The organism is Oscillatoria sp. FACHB-1407 (genome assembly GCF_014697545.1).
Classification (GTDB): domain Bacteria; phylum Cyanobacteriota; class Cyanobacteriia; order Elainellales; family Elainellaceae; genus FACHB-1407.
In genome coordinates this window covers 1-14,004 of the sequence record NZ_JACJSA010000025.1, presented here as the reverse complement: position 1 = coordinate 14,004, position 14,004 = coordinate 1, and the positions used below count along the sequence as shown (strand labels likewise).

14 protein-coding genes are annotated in these 14,004 nt (G+C 47.6%); 3 read left to right on the top strand and 11 right to left on the bottom strand.

Translation table 11 applies throughout. The features are described 5' to 3' along the window. Positions 1 to 342: 342 nt before the first annotated feature. Positions 343 to 756, top strand: coding sequence for a hypothetical protein (locus tag H6G89_RS28905; protein ID WP_190513233.1), 414 nt, complete (start codon positions 343 to 345; stop codon positions 754 to 756). Here H6G89_RS28905 and H6G89_RS28900 read toward each other — a convergent pair. The 5 genes from H6G89_RS28900 to H6G89_RS28880 all read right to left on the bottom strand — a co-directional run bounded on the left by H6G89_RS28900 (position 748) and on the right by H6G89_RS28880 (position 6,540). Continuing rightward, entirely contained in the window at positions 748 to 2,202 is a 1,455-nt protein-coding gene (locus H6G89_RS28900) for an alpha/beta hydrolase (protein WP_190513231.1), read from the bottom strand. The two genes, H6G89_RS28905 and H6G89_RS28900, sit on opposite strands and share 9 nt — an antisense overlap. A 69-nt stretch (positions 2,203 to 2,271) precedes the next feature. Then, complete coding sequence (locus H6G89_RS28895; protein ID WP_190513229.1) at positions 2,272 to 3,021, bottom strand: phytochelatin synthase family protein; 750 nt, start codon at positions 3,019 to 3,021, stop codon at positions 2,272 to 2,274. 87 nt (positions 3,022 to 3,108) lie between these two features. Next, positions 3,109 to 3,450, bottom strand: coding sequence for a HepT-like ribonuclease domain-containing protein (locus H6G89_RS28890; protein ID WP_190513227.1), 342 nt, complete (start codon positions 3,448 to 3,450; stop codon positions 3,109 to 3,111). Further along, on the bottom strand, positions 3,434 to 3,754 hold the full coding sequence (locus H6G89_RS28885) for a nucleotidyltransferase family protein (protein WP_190513225.1): 321 nt from the start codon (positions 3,752 to 3,754) through the stop codon (positions 3,434 to 3,436). Before H6G89_RS28885 ends, H6G89_RS28890 begins: the two co-directional genes overlap by 17 nt. Continuing rightward, complete coding sequence (locus H6G89_RS28880; RefSeq protein WP_190513223.1) at positions 3,751 to 6,540, bottom strand: NACHT domain-containing protein; 2,790 nt, start codon at positions 6,538 to 6,540, stop codon at positions 3,751 to 3,753. Before H6G89_RS28880 ends, H6G89_RS28885 begins: the two co-directional genes overlap by 4 nt. A gap of 122 nt (positions 6,541 to 6,662) precedes the next feature. Here H6G89_RS28880 and H6G89_RS28875 point away from each other — a divergent pair, with 122 nt between their 5' ends. Then, positions 6,663 to 6,905: a hypothetical protein gene (locus tag H6G89_RS28875; protein WP_190513220.1), complete on the top strand. Its 243-nt coding sequence runs from the start codon at positions 6,663 to 6,665 to the stop codon at positions 6,903 to 6,905. A gap of 360 nt (positions 6,906 to 7,265) precedes the next feature. Here H6G89_RS28875 and H6G89_RS28870 read toward each other — a convergent pair whose 3' ends face one another. From H6G89_RS28870 to H6G89_RS28845, 6 genes are all read right to left on the bottom strand, one after another. Further along, the gene (locus H6G89_RS28870) at positions 7,266 to 7,604 is read right to left on the bottom strand and encodes a DHH family phosphoesterase (RefSeq protein ID WP_190513218.1); all 339 of its coding nucleotides are present in this window, start codon (positions 7,602 to 7,604) and stop codon (positions 7,266 to 7,268) included. Between the two features lie 18 nt (positions 7,605 to 7,622). Next, a complete protein-coding gene (locus H6G89_RS28865) occupies positions 7,623 to 8,327 on the bottom strand; it encodes a DHH family phosphoesterase (protein WP_190513216.1) in 705 nt (234 codons plus the stop codon). Continuing rightward, positions 8,296 to 9,360 (bottom strand): ATP-dependent DNA ligase, encoded by a 1,065-nt coding sequence (locus H6G89_RS28860; protein WP_190513214.1) that lies wholly within the window; start codon positions 9,358 to 9,360, stop codon positions 8,296 to 8,298. The genes H6G89_RS28865 and H6G89_RS28860 overlap by 32 nt, the downstream gene beginning before the upstream one ends. Positions 9,361 to 9,603: 243 nt before the next feature. Beyond that, positions 9,604 to 10,167, bottom strand: coding sequence for a hypothetical protein (locus tag H6G89_RS28855; protein ID WP_190513212.1), 564 nt, complete (start codon positions 10,165 to 10,167; stop codon positions 9,604 to 9,606). Between the two features lie 33 nt (positions 10,168 to 10,200). Then, the gene (locus H6G89_RS28850; RefSeq protein WP_190513210.1) at positions 10,201 to 10,770 is read right to left on the bottom strand and encodes a hypothetical protein; all 570 of its coding nucleotides are present in this window, start codon (positions 10,768 to 10,770) and stop codon (positions 10,201 to 10,203) included. Positions 10,771 to 10,772: 2 nt separating this feature from the next. After that, positions 10,773 to 12,404: a WD40 repeat domain-containing protein gene (locus H6G89_RS28845; protein ID WP_190513207.1), complete on the bottom strand. Its 1,632-nt coding sequence runs from the start codon at positions 12,402 to 12,404 to the stop codon at positions 10,773 to 10,775. Between the two features lie 655 nt (positions 12,405 to 13,059). Here H6G89_RS28845 and H6G89_RS28840 point away from each other — a divergent pair. Further along, the gene (locus tag H6G89_RS28840) at positions 13,060 to 13,710 is read left to right on the top strand and encodes a CHRD domain-containing protein (protein ID WP_190513205.1); all 651 of its coding nucleotides are present in this window, start codon (positions 13,060 to 13,062) and stop codon (positions 13,708 to 13,710) included. Positions 13,711 to 14,004: the final 294 nt, after the last annotated feature.

Sequence of the window (14,004 nt, the reverse complement as noted above, 5' to 3'; positions counted from 1 at the left end):
TCTGCCTCAAGGGAGTGTGAGCGTCTCGCTCACGCCCGTATCAGGACAATCATCCCTCTCTTTAGCAATGCCAAAAAAGATACCTGATCGTTGAGTCATGCGATCGCACTGGTAACATCATCTGCGATCGTAGGCACTTTGATAAGATTGAGACACCATTCAACGTTGGATAAAGTTTAATTCCTTAAAGTTCATAGTCCCTCACTGCATGGACTTCTATACTGAAGATGGATACACCTGTTGCCTCAACCCCTTCAACAAGCAGGATGTTATCTACTAACACAGGTCATCACCATCATGGGGAGACTCACTTGTGAGAGTCAGCACCCCAAGGAGGGAGCAATGATTTTTCTAAAAGGCTTCATTATCTGGTTGGTATTGATGCTAGTTGAAAGCTTGCATGGAATGGCACGTATGCTCTGGCTAGTTCCTCGAATTGGCGATCTCCCTGCCCGTCAGATTTCCTTGCTCACCGGGTCGCTTCTAATTCTCGTGATCACCGTGCTGTTTGTTCGCTGGCTCCATGCTTCGCGGGTTTCACAACTGATTGGGGTTGGTCTGCTCTGGGCAGTATTAACGATTGGATTTGAGATTGGACTGGGGCGGATGTTGGGCTATTCCTGGGAGCGAATTGGGTCTGACTACAATTTGCTGAAAGGCGGCTTTATGGCTTTTGGGTTGGTGTGGCTGACCTTCTCACCGTTGATTGCGGCTCGACTGCGGGGAGTATTGCCACGGCAAAGAGTTTTAAGCTGACAGCGGAAAACCTGCTGCCAGGAGCCAACCAAAAAACAGAGATGAGGCGATCGCATACACCCACGCTCGGTTTAGAAACCCGGCAACTAGAGATAGAATGCCGATCAGGGGTGGAAACAACGGCAACAATAAGAACATAAAGCCCAACTGAGGCAGAAATTGAAGCGTCAGCCCAAATCCACCTATCAGGATGACGCTCTGGGCTAACCACCAGAGGACTCGTTTGCCCACTCCGATATTCTGTTGCACGATGCCAGAGGCGAGAAACCAGGGAAGGCAAGCCACTGCCAGTGGTAGCCAGATTCTCAAACGAATTGGAATCAACCACCACTGAAGCCACACCACTTGTGCCATGGCACCAAGGGCGATCCAGAGAACGGCAAACAAGACGATTCCCAAACCAACAGTGCGGAGAGTGAGACGAGGCAACCGCGCCAGCATACCCAACCAGGCTAATCCAGCGATGAGAAACCAGACTCCCACCGCTCCACCCACCTGAACCCCGCCCAGGTTTTGCAGGTCAACCCTCTGGCTAAGGAGTACCAGTCCTGTCACGGCTATCATCGGCGAGATGAGTAAACCTGCCCATCGCCGAACGGGAGGAATTCGCATCGTTGTCGTGTCCGCTTCCCTGAGCAATGGAGCCACTGCGGCTAATGCTGCAATCCAGCCCAGCAGATGTAAACCATACCAAGCCATGCGGCGATCGGCATACTGACTGGAGTGGACTCGCCCGAATGTTGCATCGAACCACCGCAATGCAGCTTGATGGCTGTTGTCACTAAACAGAATGGTGATGTGTTCCACACCGGGAACAATCACCAGTTCTCGTCCCTCACCTGCGGCTAGATTGGTATTTTCCCCACCTGCCTGAGCCAGCAGTCGTTCAGCGTTAGAGATAAACCTGCCTTCTCCACTCCCTGCCTGCAACTGAAGATTGCGGGGCGTTTGGGGAGTTACATCTGCTCCTGTTGGAGAAACGGCAACCGTTGCCGCAAAGCGATCGCCCCCCTGAAGTGCAGCAGTCATTGCAATCCCACTGCCCATAGAGTGTCCCAAAACCGCGAGGCGATCGGGATTCACTTCCGGTTGCTCTAACAAGGCTTGTAGAGCAACATCTAGATTGCGTTCCAACTCATACCGCTGTAGGCGAGTGGGGTTTGCGCCATGTCCATCAAAGTCCCATAACAAAACGGCATATCCAGCGTGAGCTAACACATGAGCATATCCCAACATCAACTGTTTGGAACCCGCAAAACCATGAGCAATCAACACTCCTGGAACAGCCTCTGCCCGTTGAGGAGCGACATAGATCAGGGGAATGCCTTCTCGCTGGAACGATCGCACTTGTAATCCGGATCGGGCTGACACAATTCCAAACCAGGAGGTGAGGATTAACAAAATTGCCAGCACCAAAAGCCAAAAGCGTTTACGGTTTAGTTTCACAGGTCTTTGCTTGAGTTTTTGCCACCATCAGCACCCTGGGAGAAAAAGCCATAGCGAAAAGCAGCAGATCTAGCGATCGCGACTGACCAACACAAACCCGCGTGTCTTCCCTGATGTGGAATCAACCGTTGCCATTGCCCGCCACAGGTCTTCTGCCTCAACCCAAACGGGAGGATATTTGTAACGAGCCACATCCAAAATCAGGAAGCGATCGCTCTCCCGGTCGTAAGCTGCAATGGGGGAAATATGTCCGCCGCGTTCCTGCCCGATCGCACTGCGTAAATAGTTGACAAGGACAAAGTTACCGGGTTGATCTAAATTCTCGGCAACCTGTTGGCGAAAGGCTTCTAAGGTTGTGTCCTGGCTGTGATAGACCTGCACACTGACGGCATAGCTGGATAACAACCCCCCTAATTCCGCCAGGGTCATGCCCTGCCGAGCCACTACTTCAGGAGTGATCACCTGACGAGTCGCGGGATTGTCAAAGAAGTTTTCTTGCGTGAAGACATGATAGGGCGCATACTGCGGTGATTCTGGCGCAGGAATGCCCAAACTATTCAACACCATGACCATGCTGGCAACGCCACAATAAGCCTGGTTTACCTGTGTCACAAACTGACTGCTGAGACTCCAAAAGTCGTCTCGCGCTTCGCTTTCAAGCAACAGTTCACTGCCTTCTGGTGAATTAAAGGCGATGAGCTCATCTGGTAGAGGTAGTGTTTGAGCAATTGCCCTTCCCCCAAGCAGTCCTGCACTCAGCAGTAGAAGGGCAGGTAGTTTTGTTCGTATTGCGATCGCTCTGGTTAGCTTGAGTTTCATACGGATTATTTGGCATCAGCACGAACAGTATCCTGCCATGATATAGCGATTTTCTGTGGAGGGGCGATCGCAATAGCAATACGATGGCTATGAATTTTCTCTAGGTAGAAGAGGTTGCAACAGAACCAGCAATTCGGGCACTTTGTTCTGAATTACATCCCAAACAACATCCAAATCAACCTGATCGTACTTATGGACAATTACGTCGCGCATTCCTGCAACGTCTCGCCAGGGAATTTCCGAATACTGCTCACGGAACTCTTGAGATAGACGTTTAGTTGCTTCACCAATGATTGTAATTTGGTAGAGAATAGCAGATACTTTCTCATCATCATGATCGAGATCAATTCGATTAATGCCGTTGGAGTAACGTAAGATTCGTTGGATAGAACGCTCAATGTCAATTAACGATTCATTGTCGCGTGGCATAAATCACCTGTGCAGATTCCAAAATATTCTTGCGTCGTAACCAGTTCTCGCTGCGTTCGATCGCAGCTTTCACAAGCAAATCAACCTTTCGACCAAAGATAGCTTGTAATTCGTCTTTCATTTGTAGAGTTTCAGACAAGCCTCGTTTAGCATCTGGAGTAAAGGTAACTAACACGTCAATATCGCTGTCAGGACGAAAGTCTTCGCGCAGTACAGAACCAAAGAGAGCAAATTCAGTGATCTGCCAGTGCTGACAAAAGTGAGCAATCTTTTCGTAGGGAATCTCAATATTTTGAGTTTTCATGGCTTTACCTCCAAGTCATCTGTAGATAATTCAATATCAGCAGAAGAACTATGCCACGCTCGATAGAAGTCTGGGTAGCTCATATTTTGAGCACAATGCCAAAGAATTTCAAAGCAAGCTGCTCCTCGGTTTAAATTATCATCATTTATATACTCCTTAAGCTGTCTAACCACTGAGGGGAGTAATCTAATATGGAGAACCCGTTTCAATATAAGAACTGTTCTCTCACGCTCATAATCATCCCGTCCAAAACAGACCAGATCAATTAGAGCCTGAATCGTTACTTTATGATTTGGGTGAGCTTTTAATAAAATTTCTGCAATTCGCGTAAAAAGCATTTCATCTTCAGAATCTAACATTACTTCTATTAAATACTGAATTACTGATTGATTATCCGGTTCAATTTCTATTAAAATCTCTGCTATTTGCCATCGCGTGCTTTGGTCATGACTAGGCTGAATCAATTCTTTTAGTGAGTTAATTGCTGCCTGATTATTTCTGAAAATTGCTGCCAAAGTAGATGGACTAAAGGTACGTCTAGCTCTGCGCTCTTGTCGAGGGGTTATTAAATCAATTAAAGCTTCCACTGTTCTAGGAATTTCAGGATCATGCTCTATGTCTAACAAACCTATCTGCTCAATTACCGAAGTTTCATTATTGACAGATTGAGGAATTGCTTTTGATTTTGGATGAGTAGGGTCTATTTTCCATAAAACATTGGCAGCAGAGTAGACAATATATCTATCTGGACAGCCATCAATTAACTTTAATAAAGCTTCCAGTACCTTAGGATGGTTAATCCTACTCAAGACTCTTTGCGCCTCATCTTCAACAGAATCAAGAGATCGAAACCACTGCTGCCTTTGATTACTGAAATACCCAAAGCCCCATTTAATTATTTGATCAACAATTTCATCTAATTGAGCGTTGGGGAAACTATAAAAATCCAATGTAAGGATTGCTGCTAGAAAGTATAGCTGAAATTCGTAAAATCCTTTTTCAGATTTTTCTACTCTACAACCATCATTAAAGTGAATCAATTTTTGAATAAATTCCTCTTTTGATCTATCTTCTTTCTTGCTATTCAATCCTATCCATAAGAAAATTGCTTCCCTCCACTGAGAAGAAAAAACTCGATATTCATACTCGTCTTTACGATTTCTAGTAGGTTGATTTATATGATTACAAGGCAGAAAATCATCCCAATCATCAATCGCCAATGCTGCAAAATACTCTTGAAAAGTTGGATGAAAGAATATATAAACTTTTTCTGAGGGTTTATCTGCATCTCTAGCAATTTGAAGCCAACCAAGATTAAGAGCCAACCAGAAATTAGATCCCTCCCCATCTGGATCACCAAGTTCATCAACAACTAAGTTATGCGGCAATCGGAACGGAGACGATTCTTTATCTAATGCACGGCACGATAAACGCCCAAGAGCTTGATTAAGCTTGTTTTGTTTAGCCTCTGTATTCGGGAAATGCTCATAGTTCAGGTCTTTCCTCTTCCATTTAGTTTTATTCCACTTATAAAACTCCCTAACAAACCGTTCATATAGCTCAGCTTTAGTTGCTGGTAAACTTGCATAGTCGTACCACGTTGTGCAAAGCATCATTAGTCGCAATGGGTTTTGCACAAGTTGCTGAAGCCGAGTTTGTTCAGGCTTAGCGAGTTCACTTTTAAGACGTTGGCTGCTTTGTGGATTACTTTTACGAAATCCGTTCTCAATAAATTGTTCTACTTGAGTTGGGTAGTGCAATTCTTTAGTACGATAGGTTTGAAAGTCTCGCAGAGCATTGATATCGGCATCCCAAACATTGGTGCGGCAGGTCAAAATGATGAACGACTGGTTTGACCAAGCCCGAAGCTGGCTATTAATCTCGCGTAGTGCAACACTAGATGAAGCAACGATTTCATCAACTCCATCTAGCAATAGCCATACTTGCTGTTGATTCAACTGTGCCAGAAAATCAGATTTAACGTCTTCAGTGATATTCAGAACAGCATCATCTAGCCATACCTGTATCAAGTAGTCTTTTAGACGCTGCAAATCACCATTCTTAACTAAGTCACCCAGAGAGATCCAAATCGGTAAACCAAGCTTTTGCTCCAGAATCCAAAAAGCAATGTGCTGTAAAAGCGTTGTCTTTCCGGCTCCGGGTTCACCAATGATGGCAATGCGATCGCTCTTCCTTGGTCGCAAAACCTGTTTCTGAAATTTCTCATACTCAATCGGTGGTCTTTCCTCAAAACGTTCAACCGGACGTGCAGGATGAACATCTTGCTTCAATTGATCTGGCTCTTTTCGCTCAACCAACGCCAACGATACAAAAATTTCATCACTGAGTAAGTCAAACTGCATTGCTTCTGAAGCAATCACCTCATTAGTGCTGAGCTTTTTCTGGCGATCGAGCATAGTTCGGCAGATTTGCTGCCAGTTAACACGATGATTTTCTCCGATTCCGTAACCCGCTTCAATCAACCACTTCGGAACACGGCTCCAATCTACTCTTTCTTCTTCTGGCTCAGGACGGTTTAGAAGCCGATATAGGTAAGGTTTAATGCGTTTGTTTAATGCGTTAAAGACAGTTCCTTGTTGAACACAGCACAACTTGGATATATCTGAAACTCCGTTGCCACAAAGAATACCTTTGAAATACTTCCAGTCAGTTGCTGTAACTTTTCCACACTTAATTGACTCTAAATCAGCCTGAAGTTTTATCAAATCAAAGCTCTGGTCAGCTTCATTAAAACTAATTCCAGATCCTGCTGATTGCTGAGTCATCGAAGTTAAAAGACCTTACTCCTGATTGCTAAGTACATACTAACTGATTGCTAACTCCAGTTAGTCGATAGTAGATGCTTACTTCAAATAAGTTGGATTTGTTGAGTTCAATACAGTAATCAATGAAGACTTCAACTGTTAACCCTTCTGTAACTAACCCTAAACCCACCCAAGTTTCGATCGCCAACCCCACCCCGATCGAGCCTCCTTCTGCCTGGATGCAATACGGCACCAGTCCTACTGAAATCATTCTGGCAACAGCAGTTATGATCACAGCGATCGCAGGAGTCATTGGAGCGATCGCTCTACTCTTGCAAGTACTTGTGCCTGTTATGCGATCCATTCAGACCCCAAAGCAGGAATAGCCTGGTCTCGATTCATTTGGAATCCTCCAAGCGGTGCGATTGAAGGATTCCAATTAATTCAGATCACTGTTACTGATTAGGGAGACTCAAAATTTTGCCCTCTAACCCTCACCTTTCAACTTCCGAACATGGGACTCCGACCTCGGAACTTGAAACTTCGCCTTCCGAACGCGACACTTCGAGATCAGAACACGGAACTCTAACTTCTGATCATGAATTTCCGACCTTTTGACTTGACACTTCGAGATCAGAACACGAAACTCCGAGATCAGAACTCAAGCGATCGCACCTTTCACTCCAATCATCGTATTCAAAAGTTCAAAGTCCCCCTTTTTAAGGGGGATGCCGCAGGCAGGGGGATCAAGCTCCATTGGAAAAGCCAAACTGGGTGAGTAATTGCTGCCAGCGATCGCGCGGCAAGCTTCCCCCCGATGCCTGGTCGTGACCATGACCATAATTGCCTTCGCCTTCCCCAATATCGTAAGACCGCAGAAACTCCAGAACGTTGATAGAGTTCGATCGCGCCGAGAAATTCACTCGATTGGGAATGTAGCCCTCATTCGCAGCAATCACAACGTAATTAGGCAATCGCCCCCGCCAGCTTTGGGCGATCAGGGGATGAACCTGACAGGGAGAGTTGAGCCGCAGTAGGGCAACCTTTCCGGCAAAAATGGGCGCAACCTTACGGGCAGCATCCAACTCTCGCTTGACTTCCTCTCAGTCGTGCCGCAGTTGCTCAACGTCCGCACTTTGAGAGTTAACCAGGGATTTGGGGTCGGAGTGGGTAAGGAGGGCGATCGCGGCTATTTCAGGTCGATAGTGAGCCGCCCGACGAGAAGCGTTAATCAGTGCAGTCGCTTCCTTCAGATACTTCGCTGTATATTTGCGCTTTGCATCAGTTAGCAGTTCAAAGGGGGCTTTCTCTCCCAAATCGCTGAGTGTTCCAATGGCAGCAATCCAATCTAAGTCAGACACATCCGCAACGTGCTGGCACAGATGCCATACCAACCAGGACGTATTGGGAATCGGGTTCCAGGTGTAGGCAGTGATGAGAGTATCCCCTGCTGGCGCACCTTCCGGGTAGTGATGGTCAATAAAACAGGTGGGCACTCCCGCCAGGATGGGTTCTGCTTGACTGCCCAAATCCATCACAAATAGAAAGTCTGGTTTTGCAGCAGTAATTCGTTCCCGGTTGGCGGGTGTCCAGGCATTGCGTTCGCGATCGGGAATGACGCGAGTGACGTGCTCAAAGCCTGCCCGTTCAAAGGCACGCTGCCACACGACTCCTGCGGTTACACCATCAGCATCAGAGTCGTGGATAACCACGACGGAAGCAGTTTTAGGGATGCGATCGACAAAGGTTTGAAAGGCGTGAATTGCACTATCTAAATCAGATGTAGAAGGTGTCGTGGTAAAAGGCACCCAACCGCTTTTGCAAGTCTTGAAAGGGGAGGATGCGATCGCCTCGAAAGGGAACAATTTCACCATCCAGAATCAACCCCGCATCTGCGCCTGTGCCCACGATATCCCGATCTATTGCTGCCAGAGGTTGCACCAGATCGGGAAAGGTCGCCGTAATCTCATCCAGTGTGCGTGAGAATAGGGCAACGCGCATCCCGGTTGATGTCACTCCATGTAACAACTGATTGTCATCGGGGATAGGGGCAATGTGAGCCTGAGCACGAATGCCGTCATATTTGTCTTCTACAGCGAATCCTTGGGGCATCCGACGAGTAATTTCCTCAAAGTCCTCTACTGGACTCGCCAGCATGAATTTGATTGGGTGAAATAGTCGCATTCGTGCCGTATCTAACTGCTGATGTCGTGCTAATACGGCGGTTTCCCCAATGTCTCCGGTTAGCATATTCACCCACTGAATTCGGGATACTTCTTCTTGGGCGAGTCGGGCGATCGCATCTTCCACTGCCCCTTCCCGCAAACCGATGCGCAGATCACCTGACATTAATTTGATCAGATACTTTGCCTCCAGAGGTGTTGCTTTCTGAAGCAGAGAAACGATCACCGCTACCTTGCGTTTGTTGCCGCGTGTCTCCACCAGAGCCGCAAAGGCTTCTCCGACCTCTGACAGTTCCAGCGTCGGGGTCACCGATTCTGGCAACACATTGACCGCTACATCTCCCAGATCACCCCGCCGCACCAATTCTGCTTGCAGTGTGTCCGGTTCCGCACCACTTACCGCCAACAGGGCAGTCATCAAAGCCGCGCCACCCACCTGCAAGACCCGTTGATCGAACTGCGGAAACGGGGAACCCGCAAAATAACGCGCGGCTAGACGCAAATCATCATCTGATAGCGTGACAAAGTAATCTCCCAAAATGGCAGCTTTTGCCAATCGTTTGGGGGTTGCGCCAATCTGTTCAGCGGCGATCGCAAACCGCTGAAAGGCATTGACTGTCAGTGATGTATCAGGGCTGAGGGTACTTGAAGAAACCATTGACCATTCATCAGGACTGCTCTCCATTCAACTGCGATTTCTCATCCGTTTCCTCTTTCAACAGCAAGATTCTATCCATTTCACAGTCACAGCAAATTTTCCTGAGATGGCTTTAGGATGGTGGATTAAATAAATCTGCAAACTGTACGGGCGGGTTTAGCCGATCAATCCTCACCCTAGCTGAATTTGACTGCAAAACCCGCCCCTACCCAATATCGAACTCATTTAATTTTCATTTCTTAGTTACTGTAATAACAGCCATGACCGAATTTCATTCACAATCCAGCTACTCTCTGCTTTTGTCAAATGCCAGTCTAAAGCGTAAGTTTGTCTCGTTTGAATCGTTATCGTTCGACCTGTGCAATCCTTTCCTTGGTATTTCTCAAATACTGCAACTTGTTGAATCTCTGAGATTCTATCTTTTGTCTGAACTATTTCTCGGTGGGGTACTTCGAGCGATCGCAATCGAATCTCAAATTGATCCGCTTTTCGATCAAAGTAGAGGTGTGTACTCCGGGTAGATGTGAATATCCAGAGTAATAAAAATGGGATGACCATTAAACCCATCACAATGAGAGGATTAAACCCTATCACGGTGTAACTCATCCACAACATGATGAACATCAGAACGATGATGAATGTCGATATAAATAACCGCATCTTGAGAGGAAATAATCCCTGCAAAAGTCTTTCTCTCAAGGTGAAGCTATTGGGTGCAGGAGGATGAACCTCAAGATAATCAACTGTTTTGAGAACCACAAATTTTGTGCGAGCAGATCCAGAGGAATGGGAGTTTTGAGAAGCCATGATGTATTGCTAAGTACTGCTATTCACAGAAATTTATTGCTTCTGAACCTCTAACCAGGACTGAATTTCACCAACGATCCAGAGGGATTCTTCTGCTGTCAAACTCCAATCTAAAAAGTAGGTTTGTTTTGCATGAAGTGTGACGCTGCGAGTTGCTCCATACCGTCCTCGCGAGTGTTGCGAAGCAGTCACCGATTGAAGGTCTGCTATCAACTCACTGGCGATGATCTGATCGGGGTGAGTGCTTGATTCGAGCGATCGCCTACAAATCTTGAACCACCCTTGATAGGCATTCAAGTAAAGATGAGTACTCTTGGCAGGTGTCATTAACCAAATCAGCATGGCTGGACTGAGAATCCCCAGCAAGATGAGAGGTGCCCACCAAAACCAGGGATAGAGTAATGCTTGAATGACCAGCATCAGAGCGACTAGCGTAAAGCTATGGTAGAACCGGGTTTTGAAAGGGACTGCCCCCCGCCAAAGGCGTTGCTCAAAGCTTAAGGTTTCTGGGCGAGGTGGATGGATCTCTAAAGCCCTCTCGCTTTTTCGGATTGTAAAGCGGGTGCCTGCGGGTCGAGAGGGATGAGGATTAGTCGAAAACATATCTAACCCCGGTGTAATACCTGAATTTTGGCGTTCTGCGTGGAGGCATCTCCTGTAATGCCTGCAATGAAGGTGCCATCCGCACTGACGGTCAGAGCACTCATCCACTCAACGTCCAGACTTGCTTCAGGTTCAGCGGTTTGCAGATTCCACACGTTCAGTCCTGTGTTCGTGCTCCCCAGAATGCGATCGCCCGTTACTGCCATGGGCACATCGATAAACGTTGTATCAGACGCGGTTACCTGTCCACGCGCTTTGACTTCTCCTGCCGTTAAATCCCACACTTTCAACTGAGTTTCAAACTTAGCCGAGGAGTTGCTGTATTGAATGGCAGCTAAGGTTCCATCGGGGCTAATGTGAGCCGATAATACATAGCCTGAAAACGCATCAAACCGTTCATTTAATTCGCTGCGTAGTTGGTCTGCGATCAAATCCCACAGCACCACTTTACCGCTGAAAAACTCAAAAATTGCCGTTCTGCCATCAGCACTGATATCACGAATAATGAAGCGATCGGGTCCATTAGAAATCGTGATTGGTCCCAGTTGAAGTTCAGAACTGGGCAACGTGGGTAAGGTCGCTTCTAACTCTCCAGTTGCCAGATTCCAGCGTTTAATTTCACTCTGGCTAGCACTCGTAATCGTTTTGCCATCCGGGCTAATGCGAATAAACTCAACCCCCTCTGTATGCCCTGCTAACATCAATGGACGCTGATCAGTGGTCAGACTCCAGATACGTACCCTGCGATCGGTGCTGCCACTAACAACGGTTTTGCCATCGGGGGCGATCGCCACTGCCCGCACCTGCCCCGAATCGCTCTGAAGCGTTTTTATAAGCTGTCCTGTCTCCACATCCCAAACGCGAATGGCTTTATCCTGTCCACCACTCACCAGAGTTTGCCCATCTGTACTCAGAGTGAGGGTTGTAGCAGTGGGATGAGCCAATCGATGCACCACCGAGAAAGTGCAGTAGGGAGATTGGGCTGGATTTTGGGTACAGGGGGTGAACAGGGAGGACGCTTCTGGAAACATCAAGGGTTGAAATTGCCAGAAGACAAACTGCCCCAATGCCAACGCTAGCCCCAGACCAATCAGTCCCAGTTGCATCATCTTCAACCACCGCTGCTTGGGGCGACGTTGCCAGGCTTGCCCATCGAGCACTTCTCCCGCAATCATTCCTATCAGATCGTCCTGAGCCCGATTTGCCTCGTACCAGAAGGCATACCAGAATCCCACGAATAGGATGGTGGGCAATCCGAGGAAGAGTAGGGCAACCTCACCGGGCATTCCTCCCGCCAGAGTCAGGGGAATGAGGGCACTGTACCAGAAGAATCCCCAAATGGCTAAAAACGCAGTCACAACGGGATGCATTCCCATCGTGATATGAACGTCCGTCCCCTGGCTAGTGACTTCAAACCGCCCCCGAACTGTTGGTAAAAACGAATTGCGATAGTGAATGATCCGGCGCAGTTCAAATCCGGTTTCCCAAATCTTGCCCTCATAGGGTGCGTGGTGGTGGGAGAACTGCCAGCGTAATATTTTGGGTGCTTCGATGTGGGTGGCAAGCCTCTGACGGACAACCTCAGGTGGGTCTGGAGTCTGAATCGTGAAGGAATGATAAGGCAGGAGATTCATAGATTGTGTTGCAGTAGGGAAGATACTATCGAGATGCCAATCCCTTGATAGGGGCGTTTCACAAAACACTGATTCCTTTTCTGTCACTTGCTCCGTAAACAAATCTCATCAGTGATTAAAGACTATGGGGATATTCATGTTTAGCCCAAATCTACAGAAATGGTGTGAAGCGTTGCCCAAACTCAACATTTCCGTCCCTATGGTTCATTACAGGCATGTGCAAGTTGGTTCAGTGCGGCGAGTACAAGGGGGCAGTGCCCCTGCGTGAGGGTGATACCTCCACACCCCGTACTTCACCTGAACGGGTACCGCTATAAACGGCTTGGGTATTGCCCTCTTGCTGCATAAAAAAGTCCTCTGAGTAAACCCAGCGATCATCGCTACACAACGGGGTTTACCCAGAGGAGAAAACTAGTCAACTACGAATAATTTAACTGCGAATGCTCGTATCTGACTATTTAGATCAGGTCTCAGTTACCTTCTTCGGTGTAAAACTTCACTGCAAAGCACGCGCAGGTATTCGTTGTGTCGTGCTCCTCTACAAACCGCTGTAATTTGAAAGCCATCCCATCCAAATTGAGTTGAGCTACGTAGTGTTATTGAAACCCGAAGATCAGGTTTCACAGATATTGATGGATGCACGAAGGGAAAGATTATGCACACCTGGAAAAGTTGGTTCAAAAGCTTGTTGCTGGCAGTTTTAAGTGGTCTGCTCACGATCGGGATTCATTCCCCCGCCTTCAGTGGAGTCACGCTTGAAGTGACCCAATCGCCAGTCAAAGAAGAAATCGCGCAAGTTGCCACGAATGATGCGTTGAAGGCAGAAGCAACCGCTAATCTACAAACGGCAAAGTCAGTTTTGATGGCGCAGGGAATGCCCAACCGTGGCTTAAAGACCTATGTGGCCATGATGAGCAAAGCGAATGTGGTGCCCACTAGCCCTCAAACCCAAGCGTTAGGAACCGTTGGAGCGGTGCTGTCGGGCGATCGCCTGATTGTGCGAGGCAGCTTTAGAAATCTCTCCAGCCCGCTCCGCGACTATGCCACCGACCCGGTCAATCCTCCCAACCCCAACATCACCTCTGCTTTCCACATTCACCGGGGAATGCCCAGTGAAAACGGCCCCTTCCAATATGCACTGACGGTGATGCTGGATGATACCGGACGAGCAGGCACGGCGATGGGCGAATACACGCTGACAGCAGAGCAGTTGACCGCATTGGAAAACAACATGCTGTATGTGGATTTGCACACGACCCGCAATCGTGCTGGAGAGTTGCGGGCGGTGTTGATGCCGTATGAATAATATCCCTCTTCTGTCACTTTCTTCGTAAACAAATCTCATACAGACCTCGTTTCCAAGCTCCTGCTTGGAAATGGAGTTACGGAGGCTCTGCCTCCTACCCTCGAAACTCAGGCTACATATGAGGACTCCGGTAGGGGCGTTATGCAAAACGCCCTTACGGAAATTTCAATTTGGAGCCAATATCTAGACCACACTAGTGGTCTGCCAAATCAACTTTGCCGGGTTCAATCGTAGGATATAGTCGCCCTAATTTAACTCGCGCATCAGTCGTTGCGAAACGCCAATTCACCGTTG